The sequence below is a fragment of the Bradyrhizobium sp. JYMT SZCCT0428 genome, assembly GCF_018131075.1.
Taxonomy (GTDB): Bacteria; Pseudomonadota; Alphaproteobacteria; order Rhizobiales; family Xanthobacteraceae; genus Bradyrhizobium.
In genome coordinates, this window is the sequence record NZ_JAFCLS010000003.1 from 193,526 (window position 1) to 220,518 (window position 26,993).

Annotated in this window: 23 protein-coding genes and 1 pseudogene; 9 read left to right on the forward strand and 15 right to left on the reverse strand. The window is 63.5% G+C overall.

Annotated features, from left to right (window positions below; all coding sequences use genetic code 11):
- Positions 1 to 24: 24 nt before the first annotated feature.
- The 7 genes from tsaE to ubiE form a co-directional block, all read right to left on the reverse strand.
- On the reverse strand, positions 25 to 1,542 hold the full coding sequence (tsaE, locus tag JQ575_RS04350) for a tRNA (adenosine(37)-N6)-threonylcarbamoyltransferase complex ATPase subunit type 1 TsaE (protein ID WP_212032029.1): 1,518 nt from the start codon (positions 1,540 to 1,542) through the stop codon (positions 25 to 27).
- Positions 1,539 to 4,058: a PAS domain-containing sensor histidine kinase gene (locus JQ575_RS04355; RefSeq protein ID WP_212032030.1), complete on the reverse strand. Its 2,520-nt coding sequence runs from the start codon at positions 4,056 to 4,058 to the stop codon at positions 1,539 to 1,541. The genes tsaE and JQ575_RS04355 overlap by 4 nt, the downstream gene beginning before the upstream one ends.
- A 194-nt stretch (positions 4,059 to 4,252) precedes the next feature.
- A complete protein-coding gene (locus JQ575_RS04360) occupies positions 4,253 to 6,052 on the reverse strand; it encodes an alkaline phosphatase family protein (protein WP_212032031.1) in 1,800 nt (599 codons plus the stop codon).
- Between the two features lie 123 nt (positions 6,053 to 6,175).
- Positions 6,176 to 6,634, reverse strand: coding sequence for a dUTP diphosphatase (gene dut / locus JQ575_RS04365; RefSeq protein ID WP_212032032.1), 459 nt, complete (start codon positions 6,632 to 6,634; stop codon positions 6,176 to 6,178).
- The gene (coaBC, locus tag JQ575_RS04370; RefSeq protein WP_212032033.1) at positions 6,631 to 8,079 is read right to left on the reverse strand and encodes a bifunctional phosphopantothenoylcysteine decarboxylase/phosphopantothenate--cysteine ligase CoaBC; all 1,449 of its coding nucleotides are present in this window, start codon (positions 8,077 to 8,079) and stop codon (positions 6,631 to 6,633) included. Before coaBC ends, dut begins: the two co-directional genes overlap by 4 nt.
- Before the next feature lie 55 nt (positions 8,080 to 8,134).
- Positions 8,135 to 9,709, reverse strand: coding sequence for a 2-polyprenylphenol 6-hydroxylase (gene ubiB, locus JQ575_RS04375; protein ID WP_212032120.1), 1,575 nt, complete (start codon positions 9,707 to 9,709; stop codon positions 8,135 to 8,137).
- Positions 9,706 to 10,467, reverse strand: coding sequence for a bifunctional demethylmenaquinone methyltransferase/2-methoxy-6-polyprenyl-1,4-benzoquinol methylase UbiE (gene ubiE / locus JQ575_RS04380; protein WP_212032034.1), 762 nt, complete (start codon positions 10,465 to 10,467; stop codon positions 9,706 to 9,708). Before ubiE ends, ubiB begins: the two co-directional genes overlap by 4 nt.
- A gap of 79 nt (positions 10,468 to 10,546) precedes the next feature.
- On the opposite strand from ubiE, the gene mutM reads away from it, so the two are divergent.
- The 4 genes from mutM to JQ575_RS44390 all read left to right on the forward strand — a co-directional run bounded on the left by mutM (position 10,547) and on the right by JQ575_RS44390 (position 15,478).
- On the forward strand, positions 10,547 to 11,440 hold the full coding sequence (mutM, locus tag JQ575_RS04385; protein ID WP_212032035.1) for a bifunctional DNA-formamidopyrimidine glycosylase/DNA-(apurinic or apyrimidinic site) lyase: 894 nt from the start codon (positions 10,547 to 10,549) through the stop codon (positions 11,438 to 11,440).
- Between the two features lie 50 nt (positions 11,441 to 11,490).
- Positions 11,491 to 13,170 (forward strand): gamma-glutamyltransferase, encoded by a 1,680-nt coding sequence (gene ggt / locus JQ575_RS04390; RefSeq protein ID WP_212032121.1) that lies wholly within the window; start codon positions 11,491 to 11,493, stop codon positions 13,168 to 13,170.
- A 206-nt stretch (positions 13,171 to 13,376) separates the two neighbouring features.
- Entirely contained in the window at positions 13,377 to 14,990 is a 1,614-nt protein-coding gene (locus tag JQ575_RS44385) for a methyl-accepting chemotaxis protein (RefSeq protein ID WP_312015879.1), read from the forward strand.
- Positions 14,909 to 15,478: a methyl-accepting chemotaxis protein gene (locus tag JQ575_RS44390; RefSeq protein WP_312015880.1), complete on the forward strand. Its 570-nt coding sequence runs from the start codon at positions 14,909 to 14,911 to the stop codon at positions 15,476 to 15,478. The genes JQ575_RS44385 and JQ575_RS44390 overlap by 82 nt, the downstream gene beginning before the upstream one ends.
- 187 nt (positions 15,479 to 15,665) lie before the next feature.
- Here the strand turns inward: JQ575_RS44390 and JQ575_RS04405 are convergent, their stop codons facing one another.
- Positions 15,666 to 17,039: a serine protease gene (locus JQ575_RS04405; protein ID WP_212032036.1), complete on the reverse strand. Its 1,374-nt coding sequence runs from the start codon at positions 17,037 to 17,039 to the stop codon at positions 15,666 to 15,668.
- 136 nt (positions 17,040 to 17,175) lie between these two features.
- On the opposite strand from JQ575_RS04405, the gene JQ575_RS04410 reads away from it, so the two are divergent.
- Positions 17,176 to 17,976: a molybdopterin-synthase adenylyltransferase MoeB gene (locus JQ575_RS04410; protein ID WP_212032037.1), complete on the forward strand. Its 801-nt coding sequence runs from the start codon at positions 17,176 to 17,178 to the stop codon at positions 17,974 to 17,976.
- A 120-nt stretch (positions 17,977 to 18,096) separates the two neighbouring features.
- Here JQ575_RS04410 and JQ575_RS04415 read toward each other — a convergent pair whose 3' ends face one another.
- From JQ575_RS04415 to JQ575_RS04425, 3 genes and pseudogenes are all read right to left on the reverse strand, one after another.
- On the reverse strand, positions 18,097 to 18,531 hold the full coding sequence (locus JQ575_RS04415; RefSeq protein WP_212032038.1) for a hypothetical protein: 435 nt from the start codon (positions 18,529 to 18,531) through the stop codon (positions 18,097 to 18,099).
- Between the two features lie 117 nt (positions 18,532 to 18,648).
- On the reverse strand, positions 18,649 to 18,861 hold the full coding sequence (locus JQ575_RS04420) for a hypothetical protein (RefSeq protein WP_212032039.1): 213 nt from the start codon (positions 18,859 to 18,861) through the stop codon (positions 18,649 to 18,651).
- 147 nt (positions 18,862 to 19,008) lie between these two features.
- Positions 19,009 to 20,009, reverse strand: a pseudogene (locus JQ575_RS04425) (aldo/keto reductase).
- A gap of 119 nt (positions 20,010 to 20,128) precedes the next feature.
- Between JQ575_RS04425 and JQ575_RS04430 the strand changes: the two are divergent.
- On the forward strand, positions 20,129 to 21,049 hold the full coding sequence (locus tag JQ575_RS04430; RefSeq protein WP_212032040.1) for a LysR family transcriptional regulator: 921 nt from the start codon (positions 20,129 to 20,131) through the stop codon (positions 21,047 to 21,049).
- 122 nt (positions 21,050 to 21,171) lie between these two features.
- On the opposite strand, the gene JQ575_RS04435 is transcribed toward JQ575_RS04430, so the two are convergent.
- The 3 genes from JQ575_RS04435 to JQ575_RS04445 form a co-directional block, all read right to left on the reverse strand.
- Positions 21,172 to 21,318, reverse strand: coding sequence for a bacteriocin (locus JQ575_RS04435; protein ID WP_212032041.1), 147 nt, complete (start codon positions 21,316 to 21,318; stop codon positions 21,172 to 21,174).
- A gap of 137 nt (positions 21,319 to 21,455) precedes the next feature.
- Positions 21,456 to 22,127 (reverse strand): uridine kinase, encoded by a 672-nt coding sequence (locus JQ575_RS04440; protein ID WP_212032042.1) that lies wholly within the window; start codon positions 22,125 to 22,127, stop codon positions 21,456 to 21,458.
- 19 nt (positions 22,128 to 22,146) lie between these two features.
- A complete protein-coding gene (locus tag JQ575_RS04445) occupies positions 22,147 to 23,148 on the reverse strand; it encodes a D-glycerate dehydrogenase (protein ID WP_212032043.1) in 1,002 nt (333 codons plus the stop codon).
- Positions 23,149 to 23,593: 445 nt separating this feature from the next.
- On the opposite strand from JQ575_RS04445, the gene JQ575_RS04450 reads away from it, so the two are divergent.
- Positions 23,594 to 24,121, forward strand: coding sequence for an SH3 domain-containing protein (locus tag JQ575_RS04450; protein WP_192736259.1), 528 nt, complete (start codon positions 23,594 to 23,596; stop codon positions 24,119 to 24,121).
- A 160-nt stretch (positions 24,122 to 24,281) separates the two neighbouring features.
- Here JQ575_RS04450 and irrA read toward each other — a convergent pair whose 3' ends face one another.
- Complete coding sequence (gene irrA, locus JQ575_RS04455; RefSeq protein WP_283842581.1) at positions 24,282 to 24,788, reverse strand: iron response transcriptional regulator IrrA; 507 nt, start codon at positions 24,786 to 24,788, stop codon at positions 24,282 to 24,284.
- A gap of 333 nt (positions 24,789 to 25,121) precedes the next feature.
- On the opposite strand from irrA, the gene fabA reads away from it, so the two are divergent.
- Together fabA and fabB are read left to right on the forward strand one after the other, a co-directional pair.
- Positions 25,122 to 25,649: a 3-hydroxyacyl-[acyl-carrier-protein] dehydratase FabA gene (gene fabA / locus JQ575_RS04460; RefSeq protein ID WP_192736260.1), complete on the forward strand. Its 528-nt coding sequence runs from the start codon at positions 25,122 to 25,124 to the stop codon at positions 25,647 to 25,649.
- Between the two features lie 79 nt (positions 25,650 to 25,728).
- Positions 25,729 to 26,952, forward strand: coding sequence for a beta-ketoacyl-ACP synthase I (gene fabB / locus JQ575_RS04465; RefSeq protein WP_212032044.1), 1,224 nt, complete (start codon positions 25,729 to 25,731; stop codon positions 26,950 to 26,952).
- Positions 26,953 to 26,993 lie beyond the last annotated feature (41 nt).

The following is a 26,993-nucleotide window of genomic DNA, read 5'->3' on the forward strand; positions in this document are numbered from 1 at the left end:
CCGGGTTGGCTAACAAGTGGTAAATCAGGAGCCCGGCGGCGGCACGTTGGCGGCGTACCATTCGCGAAAACCCGCCAGGGCCGGGTGGGCCAATGAACGAGTAAGATAGGTCCAGATTCGCGGCTGATGACGCAGATATTGCGGCTTGCCATCGCGCCGGTTGAGCCGCGCGAACGTGCCGAGCAGGCGAGTATTCCGCTGCGCCGACATGATGGCGTAGAGCTCGGCGAAACCGGCCGGATCGAAATTGCTGTCGGCTGCGCGCCGCGCCTTGATGTATCGGGTCAGCAGCGTCAGTTCGAGCGCCTCGGGCACGTCGATCCGCGCGTCCTGCAGCAGCGACACCAAGTCATAGGCGGCAGGTCCGAGCACCGCGTCCTGGAAATCGATGATGCCGACCCGCAGGATTCCGGAACGATCATCGAGCCAGATGATGTTGGGGGAATGGAAGTCGCGGATCACCCAGGTTCGCGGCGCGGAGGCCGGCTTCTTCAAGAGGTCTCGCCACATCGCAACGAATTCGTCGCGCAGCTCCTGGCTTGGTTCGACGCCGCGATCTGGCATGTACCACTCAAGCATCAGCCCCATCTCGACCAGCAACGCTTCGGTGTCGAACACGGGGATGGCGTGGGTCGATTGCAAGGTGAGCAGCAGGATGTCCGGCAGCGGCTCGCGATGCAGCGCCGCCAGCATGTCGGTCGCGGCCTCGTAGCGTTCGACGATCGGTCGCGGCGGATCGCCTTGGACGATACCGGCGTGGCCGAAATCCTCGGTGATCAGGAAACCGGCATCGAGATCCTGGTGGCGTATCGCCGGCGCCGAAAAGCCGCGTTCGCGCAAGCCGTTGGCGATGGCGACGAACGGCTTGACGTCTTCGGCCAGATGCACGGCGGCGCTGTAGGACTTTCCGTCATAGATCGCCGGGCCGTCCGGCCGCTTCGGCGAATTCATCAGGATGGCTGTGCCGTCCAGATGCAGCCGCGCATAGGAACGCGTCGAGGCATCGCCGGGCATACGCTCGCGCTGCGCTTCCAAAAAGCCTGATGTTTCGAGAAACTGGCGCAGCGCTTTAAGCCTCTCGACCTGCACCGCCGCCTTGCCGTGACCGGTAAACTCGGCGGCGCGTGCGCTGGACCCGAACGCGGGACGATGGCTGAAGGCAATGTCGATGCGGTCGTCCGGCAGCGCGTCCGCTGCGCGCTCCGGCCATTCGATCAACGCCAGCGCGCCCTCGGGCAGCGGCGACAGCCCGATTTCCTCCAGCTCGCTCGAATCGTTGATGCGATAGAGATCGGCATGAACGATCGGAAACGGCTGGTCATAGCTTTGCGCCAGCGTGAATGTCGGGCTCGGCACCTCCAGCGTCTCGTCGCTGGCGAGGTAGCGGATCATCGCGCGCGCCGCTGATGTCTTGCCGGCGCCGAGATCGCCGGACAGCGTGATTACATCGCCGGGGCCAACCAGCAGCGCCAGGTCGGCCATCAGTTGCGCGGTCGCGGTCTCGTTCGCGAGCGCCACCGAGAATGTCGCTGATACGCTCATTCGGCGGCGTTGCGATGGGCGTTCTGGTCGATCGGAAAGTCGCACGTGACCGTCGTGCCCTTGCCGAGTTCCGAATCGACCCGCACCTTGCCGCCGTGCAGCTCGACAAAGGAGCGCACCAGCGACAGACCAAGCCCCGCGCCGCGGTGTCGCGAGCCGTTGGAATGGCTCTCGAACCAGTCGAACACCTTGTCCTTGACGTCGGGCGGGATGCCCGGACCGGAATCGGTGACGGTGAAGATGACGCGATGCTCGTTGCGCCGCGCGCTGATGCTGACGGTTGCATCATGCGGCGAGAAGCCGACGGCATTGGCGAGCAGATTATAGAGCACCTGCACCACGCGGCGTTCGTCGCCGGTGAAGTCGCCGATGCCGGGATCGATGTCGACCTTGAGTTCGATGCGGTCGGTGGCGAGCCGGTCCTGAATGCCTTCCCTGGCCTGCTCGATGGCTTTGGCGATGTTGACCGGGCCGAGCTCGAGCTTCATGGCACCGGCGTCGATGGTGGCGAGGTCGAGGATGTTGTTGGTCAGCGCCAGCAGCGCGTTGGTGGATTTGGTGACGTAGTCGAGATACTCGGCCTGCTTTGGCGTTAGAGGACCGGTCGAGGGATCGCTCAGGAAATGCGCGAAGCCGATGATGGTGGTGAGGGGGGCGCGCAGCTCGTACGACACGTGGTGGACGAAATCGACCTTCATCTGGTCGGCGGTCTCCAGCGCCTCGTTGCGTTCGCGCAGCGCGCGTTCGACATTCTCGGTGTCGGTGATGTCCTGGAAGGTCAGCATGGTGGCGCCGTCGGGCAGCGGCATGGTCATGCAGGTCAGCACGCTGCCGTCCTTGCGCTCGAGCTTCAGCGCCACCTGCGCCCGGTTGCCGATCGCGGTAATCGCCTCGCGCAGCGCCCGCCACGTCAGGGCGTCGTCGAACAGCGGCTTGCACCAGGTTTCCACGGTCTCGATGTGGGGCTGTTCGCGCAGCTGCTCTTCCGACAGCTTCCAGATCTTGGCGAAGGCGGGATTGAACAGTTCGACCCGGCCATTGCTGCCGAACACCGCGACCGCCTCGGCGAGATTGCTGAGCGTCTCGTGCTGTACCCTCGTCAGCCCGTCGAACCGCCGCGCCAGATCGAGGCTTTCGGTAACATTGTCGAACAGATAGGTGACGCCGCCTTCGAGGTTCGGCGTGGTGACGACGCTGACCGCACGGCCGTCGGGCAGGAACCAGGTGTAGGTCTCCGGCTCGACCGCGCGATAGGCCTCGTGCAGCTTGGCTTTCCAGGCCCGGAAGTCCGGCTGCTCCGGGAGTTTGCGCGTGGCGCGCAGCCGGTCGAGCACGCTGGAATCGTCGGGCTGGCCGTCTAGGAAGGCCTGATCGAGGCCCCACAGCCGGCGGTAGGATTCATTGTAGAAGGCAAGCCGGCGCTGGGCGTCGAATACCGCAACCCCCGACGACAATTGGTCGAGGGTGCGGCGATGCGCCTCCACCATCCGCTGCAGCGCGGCGCGCAGCTGGGTCGCCTCGCTGGCGTCGATGGCGATGCCGGCGCTGCCGCCGCCAAGCTTCAAGGCCTGCACGTCATAGATCCGTCGTTCGCCGCTGACGACGATCGGCAGCCGCGCGCTGAAGCTGGAACTGTCGCTCAAGGTCCGGCTCATGTCGGTGCGCTGGTCGGTTTCCAAAAGTTCGAGGTTGCGACGGACAACATCGGCGACGCTGGTTCCTTCGGTCGCCCGCACATAGGCCGCATTGGCGTAGCGCAGATTACCCTCGGGGCTCTTGGCCCAGATCGGCCAGGGCGCGGCGGCGGCGAAGTCACGCAGCAGCTCGGTCTCCTCCTGCAGCGTCTTGTAGCGCAGGTTGGACTCGGCGAGGTCGCGGCGCAACCCGCCGAGTTCGCGAATCCGAACAACGGCTTGGCCGCCGATGGCGCGGCCCATCGCCTCGATCGCGCGGCCGTTCGAGGTCGAGAGGTTGAGCAGAAAGCCCTCGCCGGCCTCGCGCAGCGCATCGACGGCATGGTCCATCTGCAGCGCCGGTTCCGGCGGCAGCCAGGTTCCAAAGGCGAGGATCCGCTGCGGTGAGTTTTGCAACGCTTCCTGCGAGATCAAGAGCGCGGTGTCACCGCTGATCTGGGGCCGGCTGTCGCCTGCGGCCCAGGAGATCAGAATTTGCGGCTCGGCGAACAGCAGCGCCCGCAACCGATCGGCCTGAACCTGCAGATCGGCGATGTCCTGGCGCAGGTTGACCTCGGTGCGGGTCGCCTTGATGCGGGTGCGCATCAACAGGATCGCCGCCACGACGGTAAAGCCGAGCAATGACAATGCCGTGGTCAGCACGGCGAATTCCTGGTGATTGAGGTCGAGCCAGGCCGAAATCACCTCGGAGAGCGGCAAATCGCCGGCCAAGGCCGGTTCCGATACGATGGATAAAGCAGAGGCGAGCGCAATCATGCCGTGACGTGCCAGTGAGGTGCACGACAGCAGGTTTCGACGCATCGCCGCGACTACGCCCGACATGATTTGCCCCAGAACGCACGACTTCAGGCCCGGCGCTTTACATCAGCCGTGCACGAATCGAGTGAGAGTATCCCCAACGCGACTCCGTGGGTAAGAGTCCAGACCGTGAACGTGAATCTGGCTGTGCAAAAATGGGCGGATAACGCTCGCGCCCAAAGCCGACGTCCCGTCTCATCGCTTGCTACAGCACCCCTTCACCTCGCGCTGGCCGGCACCTTCAATCCGACGGTGCGTCCTGGAAAGCCAGCGGCGTCAAAGTAGCGCGTCAGGCCGACAAACTGCATGTTGACGATGGTGCGCAGGCCGTTGTCGCCTCGCTTGGAGACAAGATCCTGTCGCCACGGCCTGGCGGGCTTCCCGCCGGGAAGTGCTTCGGTAAGCGCGCGGCCGCGCAGCTTGCCGACCGGCGGAAGGGTGACACCCAGGATCTTCTCCAGCGTCGGAGCGATATCGGCGTTGCTGACCGGGGCCGTATTGTTGAAGCCGGTCTTGAACGCAGGCCCAATGGCCGCCATGAAGTTTCCGGTGTCGGCGCGGCTAAAGCTGCCGTGATGGCCTTGCCCCTGCAAGAGGGTGGTATCGGATACGGTCACGCTGCAAAATAGCGGCTGATCACACCCCGTCGTTTCGGAGCGGAAATTGACGACGATGGCCGGCGTTGGCGTTCGCGCTCCCCCTTTGAGGCCTATTCTGCTCAGCGGCAGGGTTCCCGGAATAGGTCCAAGGTCATCACGAACGAAGACGCCGCTGGTGTAGTCTTGCGCCAGGAGCGCCTTGACCACCTGCCTCGCCAGGGTCTTGGCGTTGCCCTGCGGCAGATAGACGAGATCGTTGCCTCCGTTGACGCCGATTACGACATCGGGCTTGGCCGGATCGTTGCCGATCGAAGCGCTGGCGCGGCGCGGGTATTTCCCGCTCCTGTAGTCGATGCCAGGTCCTTGAGCGGAGGGCTCGTGCAGCGGCAAGCCCAAAGCGTGCGCAAGATCGATGGCAAGAAAGCCGGGTGGCAACTGCCCTTCGGGCACGTTTTCGTATTTCAGTTTTGCAGCCGGACTGGTCTTGCTTTGCTTCGACACGGTGCTGAAACCATGGTCGGCAGTGACGAAGATGTTGGTGTCGGCCTCGAGCCCAAGTTCTTTGAGCGCAGCGACGATCGCCGCAAGATCGTCGTCGGCCACCTTGATTGCGGCAAGCGAGGTCGGACCGTTGATGCCGGGAACAAGTTCATTGACGCTGTCGCGCTGGGAGTGCTGAGTGCCGTCCGGATCGGATGACCAATACAGCAGCATGAACGGCTTCTTGTTCTCCTTGAAATGCGGCAACAGCACCTTGGTGACGATGTCGCGATAATATTTCTGCTGCACGATATTGGTAGCCTTGCCGGGATTTTCGCGTTGCGCGCGCCCCGGCGTTTCCAGCGCCAATCCGGCCTTCTTGAGCATCTCGACGAGATCCGGCCGCAACACGATGCCATCCTTCTTGCCGGTATCGTCGTCGAAGAAAATCGTGGTCTTGCCGTCGAGTTGGGTGAGGTCGTGGATCGCCACCGGCCCGACCTTGCCGAGGGCGGCCGTGAAGTAGCCCTTGTCACGTGCTGCCGCCATGATCGAGCGCTCGGCAATGAAATTTCCGCCGTGATGCTGGTTCAGCTCACTCAACACCGCGTTGTTCTGGATGAAAGGCGTTATGGTTCCGGCTGCGCTGGCAACCGGAAAGCCGGTGTAGAACACGTTGCCGAAATCTCCGGTGTCGCCGATCAGATGACCGGTCGCGATCACCGAGGCGTTCGACGTCGTAATCGTCGGATAGACCGAATGACTGTTCGAGAAGTTGACGCCTGTGTCCCGTATCCGGGCGAATGTCGGGGCTCGCTCGGGCGTGACAGCAGCGGCTCGAAGACCGTCAGCGACGAACAGGATGACGTTCTGTTGAGCATGGGCGCTAAGCGTGCTTGCCAAGACGGCGAACACCGCGCAGACGATTAATTTCCCCATGGTGCCCCCCGGCATTGCGAATTATTGGAGGGCAGTATGAGGGAAAGCGCCGTTTGCGCCAAGCGTCCTCACGGCAAGGCAAGCTGCCGCGCAACGTGCCAATTCAGCCGGAGTTGAAGTGGCTTACCGCCCGGTCGAGCCAAAACCGCCGCTGCCGCGGTCGGTGGTCGATAGCGTGTCGACCTGGACCAGTTGCGCCTGCGTGACCGGCGCGATCACCATCTGCGCGATGCGTTCGCCGCGCCGGATGGGGAAGGGCGCCTCGCCATGGTTGATCAGGATCACGTTGATCTCGCCGCGATAATCCGCGTCCACCGTGCCGGGCGTATTGAGGACGGTGACGCCGTGCTTTGCCGCCAGCCCCGAGCGCGGCCGCACCTGCGCCTCAAATCCCCTTGGCAATGCGATGGCAAGGCCGGTGGGGACCATCGCATATTTGCCCGGGGTGAGGATCAACGGCGTTTCCGCCGGCACCGCCGCCAGCAAATCCAGCCCCGCGGCGTCTGCGCTCTGATAGGCCGGCAGCGCCAGGCCCTCGGCGTGCGGCAATTGCATGATGTCGACCTTGACCGTTGCGCTCACGAATTCTTCTCCAGTGATTTTGCGATCCGCGCCACCAGTTCGGTCGCGACCTGTTCTTTCGTCATGACCGGCCAGGAGTCCACTTCAATATTGTCGACGCCGACTTCTGTCCCGTCCCGCGTCAGCAGGTGCACGGTGTTGCGGTCGCCGCCCATCACGCCGGTTGCCGGCGACACGTCGTTGGCGACGATCCAGTCGCAGCCCTTGCGCGCTATTTTGGCTTTGGCATTTTCGATCAGATGTTCGGTCTCGGCGGCGAAGCCGATCACCAGCGGCGGGCGCTTGTCTTTCAGCTTTGAAATGGTCGCGAGAATGTCGGGATTTTCGACCAGTTGCAGCGGCGGTATGCCGGCCGATGTCTTCTTTAGTTTCTGCTCGCCTTCGTTGGCGACGCGCCAGTCGGCGACGGCTGCGGCGAAGATCGCGATATCCGCCGGCAATGACGCCTCGACCCGATGCAGCATGTCGCGCGCCGATTCCACCCGGATCACCGTCACCCCTGCGGGATCGCGCAAGTCCACCGGGCCGGACACCAGCGTCACGTCGGCGCCCGCAGCCTGCGCTGCGGCGGCGATCGCAAACCCCTGCTTGCCCGACGAGCGGTTGGCGATATAGCGCACCGGATCGATCGGCTCATGGGTCGGGCCCGCTGTTATCAGCACGCGTTTTCCCAACAGCGGACGCGGACGCGGCGGGCGCAGGATGTCGACTGCGGCGGCGGCAATTTCCACGGCCTCAGACATCCGTCCGACGCCGGCCTCGTTGGTTTCGGCCATCTCGCCGGCATTGGGGCCGATCATGGTGACCCCGTCGCGGCGAAGCTGCAGCACGTTACGGCGGGTGGCGGCGTTGTTCCACATCAAGGGGTTCATCGCCGGCGCCAGCAGGATCGGCTTGTTGGCAGCCAGCAGGATGGCGCTGGCAAGATCGTCGGCGTGGCCATGCGCCATCTTCGCCATCAGGTCGGCCGTCGCCGGTGCGACCACGATCAGATCGCATTCACGCGCCAGACGGATGTGACCGGCGTCGAATTCGCTGCCGGGGTCGAACAGGTCCGTATAGACGCGCTCATGCGACAGCGCGCTCGCGGACAGCGGCGTGACGAATTGCTGCGCGGCCTTGGTCAGTACACAGCGGACCTCGATGTGCCGCTCCTTCAGCCGCCGGATCAGTTCGAGCGATTTGAAGGCGGCGATGCCGCCGCCGATGATCAGCGTGACGCTGGCCTGATGGGCCGCATGGGCGATCGCCGGCGCGCGGGTGGAGGCTTCCGCGGACGGCGCCGCGGCGGCAGACGGCGAGGCAGGAAATTCGGGGCGGCCCAGGATGAGTTCGCCCAGGATGACCCGGACTTCTTCTTCCACGGAACGGCCGTTGCCGGCGGATCGCAGCCGCAGATAGGCCTTTACGGCGTCGTCGAGCTTTCGGATGGTGAGGCTGGCCATGGTTGGCTCCAGGCAGGCATGATGTCAATGCTAGCACACAATGCATGCATTGCAATCACATTTGCCGGACGGCCACCAGTATCCCGATAAACGTTGCCGCGATGATCCAGAGCGCCACGGTGCGCCAGCGGCTCTTGCGCCCTTCGGCCCGGCCCAGCGCCGCAATCGTCTCCGGCGACAGTGTGACGCCCTCCCGGGTCATCTTCTCCAGCTGCTCCAGCACCGCGACCGAGCGCGTGGCGATGGCCGGGAGGCCCGTCAGCACGCGGCCGAGGTCGCCGGCGCCGGACATCGCGCCCTGGATGCGACCTATGGGTCCGAGATTGCGTTCGATCCATTCGCGCACCACGGGATTGGCGACCTTCCAGATATCGAGCTTGGGGTCGAAACCGCGTGCCACGCCCTCGACCACCACCATGGTCTTTTGCAGCAGGATCAGTTCGGGGCGGGTCTGCATGTCGAACAGCCCGGTGACCTCAAGCAGCAAGGTCAACAGCTTCGCCATCGAGATGTCTTCAGCGATGCGGTTGTGGATCGGCTCGCCGATGGCGCGGATCGCTTGCGCGAAATTCTCGACCGAGTGATGGCCTGGCACATAGCCGGCCTCGAAATGCACCTCGGCGACGCGGCGATAGTCGCGTGTGATGAAGCCCAGCAGGATTTCGGCGAGGAAGCGCCGCTCCTTCGGCCCAAGCCGGCCCATGATGCCGAAGTCGACGGCGACCAGCCGGCCGGCGTCGTCGAGGAATAGATTGCCGGGATGCATGTCGGCATGGAAGAAGCCGTCACGCAGCGCGTGGCGCAGGAAACTCTGGATCACCTTGCGCCCGAGATCGGGCAGATCGATCTGCGATTGTGCGAGGCGCGCGTGGTCGTTGAGCGCGATGCCGTCGATCCACTCCATCGTCAGCACGTTGTGGGTGGTGCGGTCCCAATCCACGACAGGCACGCGGAAATCCGGATCGTCGCGCGTGTTCTCCGCCATTTCGGACATCGCGGCCGCTTCCAGCCGCAGATCCATCTCCATCGCGACCGAGCGCGACATCGTGTTGATGACCTCGATGAGCCGCAGCCGGCGCGCTTCAGCCGAATGCGCCTCGGCGTTGTTCGCGACGAAGAAGAAATCGCCGAGGTCGCGGCGGAAGCGCGCGGCGACGTTGGGGCGCAGCACCTTGACGGCAACGGCCTTGCGCGCGCCGTCGCGCTCGACTTCACCGCGATGCACCTGCGCGATGGAAGCTGCGGCAACCGACGGCCCGAGGCTCACAAACGACTGCGCCACAGGGCGTTCCAGCGATGTCGCAATGACAGCCTCGGCCTCGCTCTGCGAAAACGGTGGCAGCCGGTCCTGCAAGGCTTCCAGATCGCGCGCCATCGCAACGCCGACCACGTCGGGCCGTGTCGCCAGGAATTGTCCGAGCTTGAGATAGGCGGGACCAAGCCGGGTCAGCGCCCGCGACAGCCGCGGGCCGGATTTGGCGCCGGGCCGCTCGATGATCCGCGCCAGCTTGAGCGCAAGTTGGCCCGGTGGCGGCACCAGGCTCGGATCGACAACGCCGAACACGCCCTCGCGTGCGAACACGAAACCAGCGCGGACGAGCCGCGCGATGTGGGTCGCCGCAGAAATCACAAACGCCAGCCCGAATGCAGCGCCACGATACCGCCGGAGAGGCTTTCCCACTTCACCCGCGAGAAGCCGGCGGCGCTGATCATTTCGGCAAAGGCGTTGGGCCTCGGAAATTTCCGGATCGATTCGACGAGGTATTGGTAGGATTCCGCGTCGCCCGTTACGGCGCGGCCGAGCGGCGGGATCACCTTGAACGAGAAGAAGTCATAGAGTCGGTCGAGCCCGGGTACATCGACGGTGGAGAATTCCAGGCACAGGAATCTGCTTCCGGGCTTCAGCACGCGATAGGCTTCCTTCAGCGCGGCATCGATCCGCGGCACGTTGCGGATGCCGAACGCGATCGTATAGGCGTCGAAGGCGCGATCCGGAAATTCCAGCGCCTCGGCATTGCCCTCGACGAACGAAACCTGCTGGTCGAGATGCCGCGCAACCGCGCGGTTGCGGCCGACGCCAAGCATCTCGGTATTGATGTCGCAGACCGTGGCGTGGAAGCCGGTGCCTGCCGCCTTGGCGGCGCGGAACGCGATATCGCCGGTGCCGCCGGCAACATCCAGCAGCGCGAACGGCGCATCGCCCCTCGGCGGATTGAGCTTGTTGATCATGATGTCTTTCCAGGCCCGGTGCAGGCCCGCCGACATCAGATCGTTCATCAAATCATAGCGCGACGCCACGCTGTGAAACACGTCGTTCACCAGCGTCTGCTTGTCCCCAAGGGGGACGTCCCTGAAGCCAAAATGCGTCGTTTGGTCCGGCCGATCCATCAACTTATCTCCATGGCCTGACCATAGCGCGCCCGCCGCAATGGCGCTATCACGTCACCTTCATAAGGTGAATAGCTGCATGCCTGAATTACCCGAAGTTGAGACCGTCCGCCGCGGCCTGCAACCCGCCATGGAGGGGTCAAAAATAGTCAAGGCGGAAGCCCGGCGGAAAGATCTGCGGTTTCCCTTTCAAAAAGACTTTATCGCGCGGCTGGAGGGCCAGACCGTGACCGGCCTTGGCCGCCGCGCCAAATATCTGATGGCGGACCTGACCTCGGGCGACGTGCTGCTGATGCATCTGGGCATGTCGGGCTCGTTTCGGGTGCTGGAAAACGGCGCCAACAGCACAAGCAAGAACACACCTGGCCAATTCCATCTCCCGCGCAGCGAAGACCGCGCCCATGATCATGTCGTGTTCCACATGTCATCGGGCGCCTCTGTCGTGTTCAACGATCCGCGCCGTTTTGGTTACATGAAGATCATCGCCCGCAACGCCCTGGACGAGGAGCCGCTGCTGAAAGGGCTCGGTCCCGAACCGCTCGGCAATGAATTTGACGCGCTGATGCTGGCGCAATCCTGCCACAACAAGAAAACCAGCCTGAAGGCCGCCTTGCTCGACCAGCGCGTGGTGGCGGGACTTGGCAACATCTATGTCTGCGAAGCGCTCTATCGCGCCCATCTGTCGCCACGCCGGCTCGCTGCGACCCTGGCGACGAAGAAGGCCGAACCGACGGATCATGCAAAGCGTCTGGTGGGTTCGATCCACGATGTCTTGAACCAGGCGATCAAGGCCGGCGGTTCCTCGATCAGCGACCACCGCCAGACCTCGGGCGAACTCGGTTATTTCCAGCACTCGTTCCAGGTCTATGACCGCGAGGACGAGAACTGCCAGACCGCGCGCTGTGGCGGCATCGTGCGGCGCTTCGTCCAGAACGGCCGCTCGACCTTCTGGTGCCCGAAATGCCAGAAGTAATCACGCACAACGTGCCCCTGCCGCAGAACAGCAAGGAAACGGGAAACAACATGACCAGCAACTGGCGGGATCGCGCGGCCACCAATTTTCAGTGTCAGAAGCAGCCGGCGACTTCCAGTCGCGGCATGGTGGTGAGCAATCATCCGCTGGCTTCGAGCGCGGGCGCCGAGATGCTGGCGGCCGGCGGCAACGCCATCTATGCGGCGATCGCGACGCTGTTCACGCTGACGGTGGTCGAGCCGATGATGGTCGGCATCATCGGCGGCGGCATGGCGCATATTCGCCTCGCCGACGGCAGCCATCGCTTCATCGACGGCCAGAGCACCGTGCCGCTGTCGGTCCGCCCCGACACCTTCAGATCGAAGCCGGGTTCGGCCCATGACGTGTTCGACACCGTCGGCGATGAAAATCTCAATGGCCCGAAAGCGGTGGCGACGCCGGGATCGCTGAAAGCCTGGTGCGAAACGCTGCAAAGGTTCGGCACCATGAGCCTTGCCGACGTGATGCAGCCGGCGATCAAGCACGCCGCGCGCGGTTACGCGGCGACGCCCTATCTGCACGAATGCATCAGCGACAGCGCAACAGAGATGCTGAAGGACAAGGCGATCTCGGCGGTCTTTCTGCCCAACGGGACACCGCTGAAGGCCGGCGAGCGCGTGGTGCAAACGGAATATGCGGAGACGCTGACTCACATTTCGCAGCATGGCGCAGCGGCGCTGTACCAGGGGCCGCTCGGCGATATCCTGGTCGACCACATGAAAGCGCATGGCGGCTTCATCAGCCGTGAAGACCTCACCACCTACAGGACCGTCGAGCGCCAGCCGATTCGCGCCGACTATCGCGGCTGGCAAATCATGGGACCACCGCCGCCCGCGGCCTCCGGCGTGCACATCGCCCAGATGCTCAACATTCTCGAAGGCTACGATATCGCGGGACTTGGATTCGGCTCGGCGGAAACGATCCACTATCTCGCCGAAGTGTTGAAGATCGCTTTTGCCGATCGCGCGGCCGCCAGCGGCGATCCTGATTTCATCAACGTGCCGGTGGAGCGGCTGACGTCGAAGGCCTATGCCGGGGAACGCCGCCGCGCGATCGATCCCGGCCGCGCCCAGCAATGGGGCGCCGGCGTCGCGCAGCTCGAAGGTATCAACACCACGCATATGACGGCGGCGGATGCGTTTGGCAACGTGGTCGCGACCACGCAGACCATCAACAATCTTTTCGGCGCCAAGGTCATGATCCCCGGTCTCGGCACCGTGCCGAACAACTACATGAACCTCTATGATCCCCGGCCCGGTCACGCGTTGTCACTGGCGCCGGGCAAGCGCGTCACCACCTCGATGTCGCCAATGATGGCGCTGCGCGACGGCAAGCTGGTCTATGCGCTCGGCTTGCCCGGTGGAAAGCGGATCTTTCCGAGCGCGATGCAGGCGCTGATCAATCTGATCGACCATGGCATGAGTCTGCAGGAAGCCGTCGAGGCGCCGCGGGTCTGGACCGAGGGCAATGCGCTGGAAGTGGAATCGGCGGTGCCGGAAAGCGTTCGCGCCAAACTCGCCGTCATGGGTCACAGAGTGCAGGTGGTGCCGACGGTGGCCGGCGGCATGAATGCCATTCAATTCCACGATGACGGCCGGATGTCGGGCGCAGCCTGCTGGCGCGCCGACGGCACCCCGATCGGCATCGCCGGCGGCCTCGCGCGTGCTGGCGTGAGGTTCGGGCTGGCGTAGCAAATCGGTGGACGCAATTTATCGGCAGCGAAGATTGCCGCAGCTTCGTTGTGGTTGAAAAACGGCGCGATATCCGCGTGCGATTCCGTCGTCGCGGTAGGAAATTGCGTACTAGTACGGGCCGCCTGTTTCTCCATTCTTCATGGTTAATCCCCATCCTGATGCGCCGACGGTTGTTGTCCGCCTGCATCCTGGAGAGGTTCGCCATGACAATTCTGAAGTTGAATATTCGTGGGCGTCTGATCTTGGGCTTCAGCGTGATCTGCGCATTGCTTGCATGCGTGGTCGTCATCACCATCGTCAAAGTTGGCAACGTCAACGAATCCACCGAGCGGACCGTCAATCTTCGCGTGCCGACCGCGATGGCCGCGAATGATGTGGTGGCCGGTGTCTATGCCTCGCTCGCTTCACTGCGCGGCTGGCTGATCACCGGCAACGACACATTCAAGGCCGAGCGCGTGTTGGTCTGGAAAGACATTCAGCGCCATGGCGCCGAGATGGATGGCCTCTCAACGCGTTGGTCCTCCGAACAGAACAAGGCGGACTGGAAGCAGGCCAAGCCACTGCTCGACGAACTGCGCAGCGCGCAGGACAAGGCCGAAGCAATTGCCCACACCATCGACGAGCAGCCCGCAGCAAAGATTCTCGCCACCGAGGCCGCGCCGCTGGCGAAACTCATGCTGCAAAAGGCGACGTCGATCATCGACGAGGAGGGCGGCATTGCTTCGACGGATGCGCGCAAGAGCCTGTTGATCGGTTTTGCAGATATGCGCGGCAGTATGGCGATGGCAATCGGCGCGATCCGCGCCTATCTGCTGACCGCGGACATGGCCTTCAAGAAGGAGTTTGAGGATCTTTGGGCGCTCAACCAGACAAAGTTCGAGGCGCTCTCGAAGCGACGCGCGGAAATGACAAGCGAGCAGCAGAAGGCGTTTGACGCGCTGGTCGATGCCCGCGCCAAGTTCGCGCCGATGCCGCAGAAGATGTTCGAGATCCGGGCCTCGGACCGCTGGAACATGGCGCAGTGGTTCCTGACCAACGAGGCGGCTCCCCGCGCCAACAAACTGCTCGATATCTTCGCGGGAACAAAGGACGCCACCGGATCGCGTTCCGGCGGGATGGTCGCGCGCCAGCAAGACAATCTGAAACGCGACGGCGCGGCGGTTCTCGCTGAAACCAGTTTCCTGATGACGCTGCTCTGGGTGCTGCTCGGTGTCGGCATCGGCGTTGCGGCAACTGTCGTGTATCTGACCAACCGTTCGATCGTGCCGCCGATTCTGAAGATGGTCGGCGCCATGGGCCAGCTTGCCGGCGGCGATCATTCGGTCGCGATCCCGGCGACCGCCAAGAAGGACGAAATCGGCCTGATGGCGCGGGCGGTCCTGATCTTCAAGGACAACATGATCAAGGCCAAGGAGCTCGCCGAAAAGGAAGCCGAAGCCATCAGCGCGCGCGTGGCGCGGGCGGCGCGGGTCAATGATCTGACCCAGACGTTCGATGCCAACATATCGACGGTGCTGAGGTCGGTGGCGTCGGCATCGACCGAACTGCAGGCAACCGCGTCGTCAATGACGGCGACGGCGGAGGAGACCAGCAACCAGGCGACCGCGGTGGCGGCTGCGACGAGGAGGCTTCGACGAACGTACAAACCGTCGCGGCTGCGTCGGAGGAACTGGCCAGTTCCGTTACCGAGATCAGCCGTCAGGTCGCGCAGTCGGCCTCGATCGCGCAGAAGGCCGTGGGCGAAGCCGATCGCACCAACGCGACGGTGCAGGGCCTGTTCAAGGACGCCGCCGGCATCGGCGATGTCGTCAAGCTGATCAGCGAGATCGCCAGCCAGACCAATCTGCTGGCGCTCAATGCGACGATCGAGGCGGCGCGCGCCGGTGAGGCCGGCCGCGGCTTCGCGGTGGTGGCGGCCGAGGTCAAGAGCCTCGCCGAACAGACCGCGAAAGCAACGGACCAAATCAGCACGCAGGTCTCGTCAATCCAGGCTTCATCGAGCGAAGCCGTCGCTGCCATCAAGGGGATCTCCGCGACCATCAACGAAATGAGCGAGATCGCCTCCGCGATTGCGGGTGCCGTGGAAGAACAGGGCTCGGCGACTCAGGAGATCGCCCGCAACGTGCAGCAGGCGGCGCTCGGCACCGGCGAAATCTCGTCGAACGTGAGTGGCGTTCAGCAGGCCGCCGGCGACACCGGTGCTGCCGCGCACCAGGTGCTGCAGGCCTCCAGCGAATTGTCTCGGCAGTCCGAGACAATGCGAAGCCATGTCGAGACCTTCCTCAGCAACATCAAGGCTGCCTGATCCGCAACCGATCGGCCTCTCCGCGCAACCGGGGAGGTTAGAGCGTTTTCCAGTGAAAGCCTGTCCCCCACTTGATGCGGGATGGATACCGGTTCGCGTCAAGAAAACGCGTCAGAACGAGAATCCAGAGCTCCGTTCCGATTCAATCGGAACGGAATCGCTTCGGTCCCGCAATGACATCGTCTGTTTACTTCCGCACGCAGATCACGCGCACCACGGATGCTTTTGCGTCCGGTGATCCGCTTGCGCCATTTACGCCATTGGCCTTGAGGAAATAGCGCACGGCATCTGATGTCACCAGCACCGCCTGTGCGGCGCCGTTCGCCGGTCCTGCAACGACCACCGGCTTCAGCAGCGCGATGCCGGCGAATTTGCCGTCGCTGTCGAGCGCGGCCGCGCCGGAAAAGCCGAGCGCGGGTGGCGGCGACAACGCGACGTCGCTGCTGCCGCCAAGTTGCGCGACCGAGGCCTTGAGACTGCTGACGGCACCGCCGCCGCCCTGGTTCTGCGGATCGGCAATGCCGGTCAGGTCGAGCGCCGTCTTCGAGGTCGGGCTCGCGAGGTTGAGCGGCTTCAGTCCGCGCGCGCCATAGATGCGCAGCAAAGCGAGATCGTGCTCCTTGTCCTCGGCCACACGGTCGGCATTGCCGAACCCCGCGATCGCGACCGCGACGCAGCCGTCGGTGATCTGGCGGTCGGTGATGATCGCGCCGTCGTCGCTGACCACGATTCCGGTGCCATATTCCACGGTCTTGCGCGGCGGGGGGCCCGCGACCTGCGGGCCGGTTGGAAACGCGTTGAATGCGCTCGACATCGCAATCACCACCGGCTCCACGGTGTTTTCCGTGGCCTGATCGTAGAGGATGGTGAGGATGCGGACTTCATCGCCCTTGAAGGTGCCGCGCACATAGAACTTCTTCAGGCCCTGCAGGCCGGACAGCACGAAGAAATCCGGCTTCACCACCGTGTAATCGATCTTGCGCTGGGCTTCCTTCTTTTCCAGCTCGGCGAGCTTCGCCGTGGAGGGCGTGGCTTCCTTGCGCCGCGTCAGTTGAATCTGGATGGTTCCGGTCGGCGACGTCCATTTGGTGCCGTTGGCGTCGCTGGCCTGCTGTGGCACCAGCTTGGAGGGAATGCCGAGCCGCACGCCGGTGAGGGGATCGGTGACGATCTTCCAGCCGACATTTTCCTGCCGCTTCCGGGCGGTGTCGGCGAGGACGCCGCGCTCCTGCGGATTGAGCACGCCGGTCTCCTTGGCCCCGCGGCTCTTCTGGAATTCCTTGATCGCCTTGACCATGCGCTCGCTGACATCGCCGGTGATCGCGCCATTGTACTGGCCAACCCAGGCAAGGTCCGATTGCAGCGCCAGCCGTTCGGCCTGCGACATCGCGTTGGCGGTCTCCTCGGGCTTTTGCAGCGCGGGCCGGATCGGCACCGTCGTGACCGGCTTCGGCTTGGCGCCGGCCGTGGAGGGCGGCGTCAACTGGGCCTGAGCTGATGATCCCAGGCTCGCGAAAATGGCGGCCGAGACCATCAATGTTGCTGAAAACACCGATCTCATGACAAATCCCAGGGAATACTCGGAATCGGGAGGGAATATTGGAGCGATCATTGACCTCGGGTCAATTAAGCACATCTGCTTGGTCAGCAACAACAGCGCCCCGGTTCACGGAACGGCGCATGGGAATAGACCGACGATGCTGACCGCCGACGAACTCGAACGCTATGCCCGCCACATCGTGCTGCGCGAGGTCGGTGGCCCCGGCCAGACCGCCCTGAAGGAGGCATCCGTGCTGGTGATCGGCGCCGGCGGTCTCGGCGCCCCGGTCCTGATGTATCTCGCCGCCGCTGGGATCGGCACGCTCGGCGTGGTCGACGACGATATCGTCTCGCTGTCCAATTTGCAGCGTCAGATCATCCACACCACGCCCGATATCGGCAAGCGCAAGGTCGACAGTGCCGCCCAGCAGATCGACGCGCTCAACCCGCATGTCAACTTCGAAGCGCACGCCGTGCGCCTCAACGCTGATAACGCCATGTCGCTGATCGGCGGCTATGATCTGGTGCTCGACGGGTCAGACAATTTCGAAACCCGCTATCTGGTTTCCGACGCCTGCTTCCTCGCGGCCAAGCCGCTGATCACGGCGGCGCTCGGCCAGTTCGACGGATCGCTGACCACGATCCGCGCCCACGAACGGGGCGCCGACGGCGAGTTCAATCCGACCTATCGCTGTCTGTTTCCCGAGGCGCCGCCGCCGGGCACGGTGCCGGCCTGCGCCGAGGCCGGCGTGATGGGCGCTCTCGCGGGCATGCTGGGATCGATGATGGCGCTGGAAGCGATTCGCGAAATCGTCGGCTTCGGCGACAGCCTGGTCGGACGGCTGGTCATGGTGGATGCCCGCGCGATGCGGTTCGAAACCCTGCGCTACCGGCGCGATCCGGCCAATCCGCTCAATGGCGATGCGCCCACGATCACCGATCTAAGTGCGCACCGGTGAGGACTGGCGGGCATCCGTCCTAAAGCGTTTTCCAGCGAAGTGGATCCCGGTCCGCGCTAAGAAAACGCGTCAAAACAAAATATGGAGCCCCGTTCCGACCTAATCGGAACGGAAAAGGCTCTAGTCGATGTCGGCAATCTGCTTCTCGTAGTCAGACGCGTTTGACTTATCCGTCATGACCTGCGGGCAACGGAAGCAGGCCTCTTTGCCTTCCTGACGGAACCAGCGGCAGGTGGGGCGAATTTCGCAGGCGGGAAGCGCGTTCACGACAGCTGGGACGCCTTCAACGATCCTTTTGGCCAGGCTACAGCTGTTACCCTTGAAATGCTTGCAGCCGCCGCTGGCGCCCGCGCAGGGTGCCGCGATGCGGAACAGTTCCGTGGGCTTGGCATCTCCCGCAAGGGCAAGGACCTGTTCGGAGATTGGCACGGTCTCGGTGAGATATCCGACCCGGTGCTGCTCCGGCGTACCGGTGATTACGCCAAAGATTCGGGCGCCCTCGTCGGTCGCCTGCGAACTCGGGCAGTCGATCTGCTTCTTTAAATCCTTGGACATGAATCCCTCTATCTCGCTGCGCGTGCCGGGTGAGCTGCGTCTATCCTGAAATGAAAAGGCGTCCGGGATGGCGTCCGACGCACGACGCGCCGAACGCCATCTCGTCTCTTGATCGACTCAGAATAGAACCGTCTTTGTGGGTACCGGCATCGTCGGCGTCGGAAATCTGCCGAAGATGGTGATATCCTTGATGATATCGCCCAGCGTTCCGCGGTTGATCGCAGCCCTGAAACCGGCTGCGACGATTTCAAGCTGCTCCGGGGTGAGCTGGACCGGTGCTTCGAGCGCGGGCTTCGCAGGCTCGACTGCGTTAATGTCGGACTTCTTCATCTGTCTTCTCCTGTTGCGAGACGAAGGGGCCATCCGCTTCGGCTGCTACAGGAGGCTAGGGACAGACTGGATGAGTTACCGTGATTTTCCTCACGCAGCCCTCGCGCGCCCTGCGAGCGGGCGCGCGGGGAACCGGTTCGATTGCTTTCAGGCCTGCTTTTTCTCGCTGTCGAGATGCGTCATTTGCTCAGCGGCATAGCGTGTGCCGGCAGCAGCACCCGGCGGGAACGCGGCGGCGAGCTTGGCCAGATGCGCTGCCGTCAGCTTCACGTCGAGCGCGCCGAGCGCTTCGGTCAGACGGTCGCGGCGGCGGGCGCCGACCAGCGGCACGATGTCGGTGCCCTGCGCGGCGACCCAGGCAATCGCGACCTGCGCCACCGATACGCCGAGTTCGGCGGCGACCGCGCGCAGCGGCTCGACCAGCGCCAGATTGGCGTCGAGATTGGCGCCCTGGAAGCGCGGGCCCATCTGCCGGAAGTCCTGCGCGCCGGACTTATCTTTCGACCAGTGTCCGCTGATCAGGCCGCGCGACAGCACGCCATAGGCGGTGACGCCGATACCGAGTTCGCGGCAGGTCGGCAGGATATCGTCCTCGATGCCGCGCGAGATCAGCGATATTCGATCTGCAGATCGGCGATCGGATGCACGGCATGGGCGCGGCGGATGGTGTCGGAGCCGACTTCGGACAGGCCGATATGCTTGACATAGCCGGCCTTGATCATGTCGGCGATGGCGCCGACCGTATCTTCGATCGGCACCGCCGGATCGAGCCGCGCCGGCCGGTAGATGTCGATGTGATCGACGCCGAGCCGCTGCAGCGAATAGCTCAGGAAATTCCTCACCGCTTCGGGCCGGCAATCCATGCCTATGAAAGCGCGGGCAGGATCGCGCAGCGCGCCGAATTTGACGCTGATCTGCAGATTGTCGCGGCTGCAGCCGGCGAGCGCCTCGCGGATCAGCAGTTCATTGTGGCCGGGGCCATAGAAATCACCGGTGTCGAGCAGGGTGATGCCGGCGTCGAGCGCGGCGTGGATGGTCGCGATGCTCTCGCCGCGGTCGGCCGGACCATAAAAGTCCGACATGCCCATGCAGCCGAGACCGATGGCGGCGACGTCGGGGCCGGTTTTGCCGAGTTTGCGGTGTTCCATGGTGGCTCTCCTCGTATTGGCGTGGGATTCCCGCGCCGGGTTGACGAGGCTGGTATCGCCGATCGCGATTACAGCGATAAGCTGGACAATGCTAAATAGTTTGTTCAGTATACCGAACAATGCAGGATTTTGACCTCCGCGATCTCGATGCCTTCGTCGCCGTGGCGCGCACCCGGAATTTCCGGCGCGCCGCGATCGAGCAGCGCGTCTCCGTCTCCAGCCTCAGCCAGCGGCTGCGTGACATGGAGGAGCGGCTTGGCGTCCGCCTGATGAACCGCACCACCCGCAGTGTTGCGCTAACCGAAGCCGGCGAGCTGCTGTTGGCCCGGGTCGGCCCGGCGATGTCGGATGTCGGCGACGCGCTGGATCAGGTGCGCGGCCTGCGCGGCGTGCCGTCGGGCCGCCTGCGCATCAATGCGCCGCCGCCGGCGATCGATCTGGTGCTGGCGCCGATGGTCGCGCCGTTTCTTGCAAAGTATCCGCAGATCGAACTGGAGATCGTCGGCGAGAGTGCATTCGTCGATATCGTCGCCGGCGGTTTTGACGCCGGCGTGCGCTACGGCGAGCATCTGGCACAGGACATGATTGCGGTTTCACTCGGGGCGCCGCAGCGCTACGCGGTGGTGGCATCGAAGGAATATGTGGCGCGACACGGCAAGCCGATGCAGCCGAAGGATCTGCTCGATCACGCCTGCATCCGCACCCGGTTCGGCAGCGGTGCCATGCTGGATTGGGAATTCGAGAAGGCGGGACGTGTCGTGGTGGTTTCGCCGCCGGCAAAACTGGTCGCGACCTATCTCGGCCTCGCGCTGCGCGCCGTCCATGATGGGATCGGCTTCTGGTTGACGTTTGAAGGTTATGTACGCTTTGGCATCAAATCTGGTGCGTTGGTCAGCGTGCTCGACGACTGGTGCGCGCCGTTTCCCGGACCGTTTCTGTACTACCCGAGCCGCCGCCAGCCGCCGCCGGCGCTGGGCGCATTCGTCTCGTTTGTCGGGGAATGGCGCAAGCGCGAGAGACGGAAAGAAAAGACGGCGTAGCTTCCGCTGGAGGGAAGTTGCATTCCTTACAAGTCCGGCGGACCGGCCATGAGGCCTGATCCGCCGTACTGGTATTTTCCAAGGCGGAGGACTGCGTGCTAATCCGCTCAGGGCATTCGGGCTTACTTCTTGAGGCTGGCGAACATAAACTTGACCTCGAGGATCTGTTCATACTGCTCCTTGGTCACCTGAACCCGGTCTTTGCCACCCGAGACGGCGTTGAGTTCTTCGTCGGAAAGCGCATCGATCTGAGCATTCTGGGTATTCATGGCAGTTCTCCATCTGGCAGGTGAACGCGACCACCGCGTTCGTTTCCTGTGATCTGGAGAATGCCTGAGACCGAACCGAAGCGCTGTTCCCGAGGTGACAGCCTGAAACCGGCGTGTCCGGGCGAGCAGAGCGCCGGCTATGCCCGTGGCCACTTCAATATCTGCGGCTCGCGCAGGTCGTTGTAGCCGATCACGATAGCCGCGCGTTGTTCCGGGTTGCACTCGCTCAGATACCGTTGCTGGCCGCCGACATAGCGCTGGTTGGACGGCGAAGCCGGATCGGACGCGCCAAAATCCGCACCTCGCTGCGCGCCGCGCGGCACGGAGACATCGAAGTCGACCTTCAGAAATATCGAGAGATCCCAATAGGCTCGAAGCTCGGGGCGGTGCAGGAAGATGCCGTCAACGATCAGCGCGGCGGTTGGCGGCGCCTGCTGCGTGAGCGGTTCGAACGGCCGGTCGTTGTCGAGATCAAAACGCCTTGCGACGTATCGAGCGGAGCCACCGGGACTCAAGGGATCGAGCAACAGCGTCCGAAATGAATCGTAGTCGTACGAGTCGAGAAAAAAGCCATCAGGTGAATACCGGCCGCGCGCGTATCGTACCGAGCGTGGATGATGGAAATCATCGACCGAGGCGCGGATCGTCGGGCGGCCTTGTGCTGCCACGAGCGGCGCCAGCGCATCCGCCAGCGTGGTCTTGCCCGCGCCATCGACACCGTCGATCGCGACGCGAATGATCCGCGTGGGATGCAGTGCGACGATGGTGGCGGCGAGACGGTTCAGCAGCGATGCGTGGGCTTCGCTCACATCATCCTCGGTGGACGCCTCACAGCATGCTGGGCAGCACGCGGTCCGGCGGCTTGTGGTTGTCGAGGAAGGTCCGGATATTGATGATCACCTTCTCGCCCATCTCGACGCGGCCTTCGATCGTGGCCGAGCCCATATGCGGCAGCAGCGTGACCTTGCCGGCCTTGGCCAGCCGAACCAGTTTTGGATTGACGGCGGGCTCATGCTCGTAGACGTCGAGCCCGGCGCCGCCGATCTCGCCACCTTCGATCAGCTTGATCAGCGTGTCCTCGTCGATCACCTCGCCGCGCGCGGTGTTGACGATATAGGCCTCTTTCCGGATCAGCTTTAAGCGCCGTGCCGACAGCAGATGGAACGTCGCGGGGGTGTGCGGACAGTTCACCGAGATGATGTCCATCCGCGCCAGCATCTGGTCGAGGCTTTCCCAATAGGTCGCGCCCAATTCGTCGGCGATCACGGGCGCGACGGGACGGCGGTTGTGATAGTGGATCTGCAGGCCGAAGGCGCGCGCCCGGCGCGCCACCGCCTGGCCGATGCGGCCCATGCCGATGATGCCGAGGCGTTTGCCGCCGATGCGATGACCGAGCATCCAGGTCGGCGACCAGCCCGGCCAGTTCTTGCCGTCGGTGAGAATCGAGGCGCCCTCGATCAGTCGCCGCGGCACCGCGAGAATCAGCGCCATGGTCATGTCGGCGGTGTCTTCGGTCAAAACTTTCGGCGTGTTGGTCACGGTGATGCCGCGCGCCTGTGCCGCCGTGACGTCGATATTGTCGACGCCATTGCCGAAATTGGCGATCATCCGCAGCTTGCAGTCGGGCTGCTTGAGGATTTCCTCGTTGACCAGGTCGGTCACGGTCGGCACCAGCACGTCGGCGGTACGGACCGCCTCGGCGATCTGTTCCGGCGTCATCGGCGTGTCGTCGAGATTTAACCGCGCATCGAACAGTTCGCGCATCCGGGTCTCGATCGAGTCCGGGAGCTTGCGGGTGACGACGACGAGAGGTTTTTTCTTAACCGACATGTCCTGCTCTCATGAGGCAATGACTTGCCCAACCTTTGGCGAGTCAGAAGCTTCGCCGTTGAGGCCTCATTAACCTGGTTGTTCGACACTGCATTCGCTGCGCGGTTCGAACGGCTACCTGGTCGTTTCCTTGGGTTTCCTTAGCGGTTCCTCGGGTTCCTCGATCCTTACCTCGGGGCTGCCAAAGGAAGGGTCAAGGTAATCAGGGAAATTCGGGCGTTCTGGTTCTCAAGCGTTCCGTCCTCTCTAGCAGAAGGCCGGGCCAAGACAAGAACCCCTCGGGAACGACAATCCGAGTTGCGACCAGGGCGGGCACAGGGGGACCTGAGTTTAAGGGTCTTGGGTTTAGGGGTCTTAGGTTTAAGGGTCCTGGGTTTCAGGCGTTGAGTGGATTGTTTCAACTCGAAGAATTCGAGTTGAAAGGTTTTCGGCAGGAGACGAGTTGATGGCGTTGGGGCGTTTCTGTTCGATGGCGGTGTTGGCAGGGTGCATGCTGGGTGCGTCGGTCAGCACAGGTTTTTCAGCCAAGGAAGCAGGCTCCACCACCAGCGGCCTCCCGGTGCCGCGTTATGTCAGCCTCAAATCCGATCATGTGAACGTCAGGGCCGGTCCGACCAAGGACAATGACGTCGCCTGGGTCTACACCCGCTCCGGCCTGCCGGTCGAAATAACAGCTGAATTCGAGAACTGGCGCCGGGTGCGCGATTCCGAAGGCGCCGAAGGCTGGGTCTATCACTCCCTGTTGTCGGGCCGCCGCACCGCCGTCGTCACCATGAAGACCAAGGACGAACTCGCGCCGCTCTACGATCGCGCCGATCCGTCCAGCGCGGTGGCCGCGCGCCTGCAGGCCGGCGTCGTCGCCCAGGTCAAGAAATGCGCCGCCGGCTGGTGCCGCGTCATCGGCAACGGGTTTGACGGCTGGATCGAACAGCAGCGGCTGTGGGGCGTCTACGCCGACGAGAAGGTGGATTGAGTTAGGCGCGACAAGCATCAACTCTTGCGTCGTCCCGGCGAACGCCGGGACCCATACGCCGCAGCCGATCGGTAAGGCAGGCAGCTAGACGCCTTCCCTCAACAATAAATATTTGTGGTTATGGGTCCCGGCCTTCGCCGGGACGACGAGCTGATAAAGCTCAGCGCTTCTTGCGCAGCCGCACGACCATGTCGACGCGGGCGATCTCGTAACCTTCGGGCACGTCGGGCATCCGCGACAGCACCAGATGCGGATCGGGAATGTCGACCAGCTCGTGGTTGTTCTCGAGATAAAAGTGGTGATGCGCCGTCACGTTGGTGTCGAAATAGGTCTTCGTGCCGTCAACGCTGACCTGGCGCAGCAGGCCGGCATCGGTGAGCTGGTTGAGCGTGTTGTAGACGGTGGCGAGCGAGACAGGCACCTTGGCCAGGGTCGCTTCCTCGTACAGCATTTCAGCGGTCAGATGCCGCGCGCCCTTGCCGAACAGCAGCCAGCCGAGCGCCATGCGCTGGCGGGTCGGCCGCAGGCCGGCAGCTTGCAGCATTTCGTTGACGTCGTGCCAGGGACAGCCGGTCAACGCCGGTTGATGGCCGGCAGCGTGGGCGGCCGAATCCAGGGTGGCTGAGTCAGCGGCGTCGTCGTTCACAGTCGAGACCTGGTCGTTCATTTCCACTTCAGTACCACGCTGACAAACTTGGGCAATATTCTTGCCCAATATAAAAGGAAATCCTTTAGATGCAAGTTTTTCGCAACTAGAACGATCCCAAGGTTAAGGCGGAACCCACGATGGGATATGGTGTTTTTAGCCCGTATCCAGTGCTTTGCCGCCCGCCAAGGCCTATGTTACAGAGCGCGCGGACCACATATGCATATTCGGCAGGGACATTTGCCGGTGGTACCGTAAGTAGCGCCAATTTGCGGGAAACAGACATTCTTCCGCGGGAAACCGGTCCGGTTCGCTCGAAAGCGCTCATCGGGACATCTTAGAGAGGCTGAAACGATGCTGGATCGCCGCGGCGGTTACGAATACGAGGATTTGCTGGCGTGCGGCCGTGGCGAGCTATTCGGCCCGGGAAATGCGCAACTGCCGCTGCCGCCGATGCTGATGTTCGATCGCATCACCGAAATTTCGGAAACCGGCGGGGAATACGGCAAGGGCATCGTTCGCGCCGAACTCGACGTGAACCCGGATCTCTGGTTCTTCGGCTGCCATTTCAAAGGCGATCCGGTGATGCCGGGCTGTCTCGGCCTCGACGCGCTGTGGCAGATGGTCGGCTTTTATCTCGGCTGGACCGGCGGCGAGGGCCGCGGCCGGGCGTTGGGCCTCGGCGAACTGAAGTTCTCCGGTCAGGTGATGCCGAACGTCCGCAAGATTGTGTACAACGTCGATATCAAGCGCGTGATGCGTCTAAAGCTCTGGCTGGGTATCGCCGACGGCTGGCTTTCGGCCGACGGCGAGATTATCTATCGCGCGAAGGATCTGAGGGTGGGGCTGCTAAAGCAGGGTGCCGCATTGCCGGGAGCGTAAGTTACCGGATCTCCAATGAGGCGGCATTCGGTTTGACGGCGGCCATCACACAAAACGCAAACGACAGGACGAGGCGATCATGAGGCGGGTTGTCATCACGGGGATGGGCATCGTCTCATCCATCGGAAATAACACCCATGAAGTGCTTGCGAGCCTTCACGAGGCGAAATCCGGGATCACGCGCGCGGAAAAATACGCCGAGCTCGGCTTCCGCTCGCAGGTGCAGGGCGCGCCGACCATCAATCCCGCCGACGTCATCGACCGGCGCGCGATGCGCTTCCTCGGCGAGGGCGCGGCGTGGAATCACATCGCGATGGAGCAGGCGATCCAGGATTCCGGTCTCAGCCCGACCGAAGTTTCCGACGTCCGCACCGGCATCATCATGGGCTCCGGCGGACCGTCCGCGCGCACCATCGTCGAAGCCGCCGATATCACCAGGACCAAGGGTCCCAAGCGCGTGGGGCCGTTCGCGGTGCCGAAGGCGATGTCGTCGACCGCCTCAGCCACGCTGGCGACCTGGTTCAAGATCAAGGGCGTGAACTATTCGATCTCGTCGGCCTGCGCGACCTCCAACCATTGCATCGGCAATGCCTATGAGACGATCCAGATCGGCAAGCAGGATGTGATCTTCGCGGGCGGCTGCGAGGAACTCGACTGGTCGCTGTCGGTGCTGTTCGACGCCATGGGCGCGATGTCCTCGAAATACAACGCCACGCCCGCCACCGCGTCGCGTCCCTATGACGTCAGCCGCGACGGCTTCGTCATTGCGGGCGGCGCCGGCGTGGTGGTGCTGGAAGAACTCGAACACGCCAAGGCGCGCGGCGCGCGCATCTATGCCGAAGTGGTCGGCTATGGCGCGACGTCTGATGGCTACGACATGGTGGCGCCGTCGGGCGAAGGCGCCGAGCGCTGCATGCGCATGGCGATGGAGACCGTGAAGACGCCGATCGACTACATCAATCCGCACGCCACCTCGACGCCCGCCGGCGATCCGCCCGAGATCGAGGCGATCCGCAAGGTGTTCGGCACCGGCGAAAAATGCCCGCCGATCTCGGCGACCAAGGCGCTGACCGGCCATTCGCTCGGCGCCACCGGCGTCCAGGAAGCGATCTATTCGCTGCTGATGATGAACAACGGTTTTGTCTGCGAGAGCGCCAACATCACCGAACTCGATCCGGTGTTCGCCGACATGCCGATCGTGCGCAAGCGCATCGACAACGCCAAGCTCGGCACCGTGCTGTCGAACTCGTTCGGTTTCGGCGGCACCAACGCCACGCTGGTGTTCAAGCGCATGGATGCGTGATTTGTCGTGCCCCGCGAAAGCGGGGCATCCAGTACGCCGCG

Excerpts from the sequence above, each read along its gene's own strand:
- JQ575_RS04430 (WP_212032040.1), top strand. The coding sequence starts at position 20,129 with ATGCAGGATTTTGACCTCCGCGATCTCGATGCCTTCGTCGCCGTGGCG.
- fabB (WP_212032044.1), top strand. The coding sequence starts at position 25,729 with ATGAGGCGGGTTGTCATCACGGGGATGGGCATCGTCTCATCCATCGGA.
- ubiE (WP_212032034.1), bottom strand. The coding sequence starts at position 10,467 with ATGGATCGGCCGGACCAAACGACGCATTTTGGCTTCAGGGACGTCCCC.
- JQ575_RS04360 (WP_212032031.1), bottom strand. The coding sequence starts at position 6,052 with ATGGGGAAATTAATCGTCTGCGCGGTGTTCGCCGTCTTGGCAAGCACG.
- JQ575_RS04450 (WP_192736259.1), top strand. The coding sequence starts at position 23,594 with ATGGCGTTGGGGCGTTTCTGTTCGATGGCGGTGTTGGCAGGGTGCATG.
- JQ575_RS04410 (WP_212032037.1), top strand. The coding sequence starts at position 17,176 with ATGCTGACCGCCGACGAACTCGAACGCTATGCCCGCCACATCGTGCTG.
- JQ575_RS04405 (WP_212032036.1), bottom strand. The coding sequence starts at position 17,039 with ATGAGATCGGTGTTTTCAGCAACATTGATGGTCTCGGCCGCCATTTTC.
- JQ575_RS44385 (WP_312015879.1), top strand. The coding sequence starts at position 13,377 with ATGACAATTCTGAAGTTGAATATTCGTGGGCGTCTGATCTTGGGCTTC.
- JQ575_RS04420 (WP_212032039.1), bottom strand. The coding sequence starts at position 18,861 with ATGAAGAAGTCCGACATTAACGCAGTCGAGCCTGCGAAGCCCGCGCTC.
- JQ575_RS04445 (WP_212032043.1), bottom strand. The coding sequence starts at position 23,148 with ATGTCGGTTAAGAAAAAACCTCTCGTCGTCGTCACCCGCAAGCTCCCG.
- JQ575_RS04355 (WP_212032030.1), bottom strand. The coding sequence starts at position 4,058 with ATGTCGGGCGTAGTCGCGGCGATGCGTCGAAACCTGCTGTCGTGCACC.
- mutM (WP_212032035.1), top strand. The coding sequence starts at position 10,547 with ATGCCTGAATTACCCGAAGTTGAGACCGTCCGCCGCGGCCTGCAACCC.
- JQ575_RS04435 (WP_212032041.1), bottom strand. The coding sequence starts at position 21,318 with ATGAATACCCAGAATGCTCAGATCGATGCGCTTTCCGACGAAGAACTC.
- coaBC (WP_212032033.1), bottom strand. The coding sequence starts at position 8,079 with ATGGCCAGCCTCACCATCCGAAAGCTCGACGACGCCGTAAAGGCCTAT.
- irrA (WP_283842581.1), bottom strand. The coding sequence starts at position 24,788 with ATGAACGACCAGGTCTCGACTGTGAACGACGACGCCGCTGACTCAGCC.
- JQ575_RS04415 (WP_212032038.1), bottom strand. The coding sequence starts at position 18,531 with ATGTCCAAGGATTTAAAGAAGCAGATCGACTGCCCGAGTTCGCAGGCG.
- ggt (WP_212032121.1), top strand. The coding sequence starts at position 11,491 with ATGACCAGCAACTGGCGGGATCGCGCGGCCACCAATTTTCAGTGTCAG.
- tsaE (WP_212032029.1), bottom strand. The coding sequence starts at position 1,542 with ATGAGCGTATCAGCGACATTCTCGGTGGCGCTCGCGAACGAGACCGCG.
- fabA (WP_192736260.1), top strand. The coding sequence starts at position 25,122 with ATGCTGGATCGCCGCGGCGGTTACGAATACGAGGATTTGCTGGCGTGC.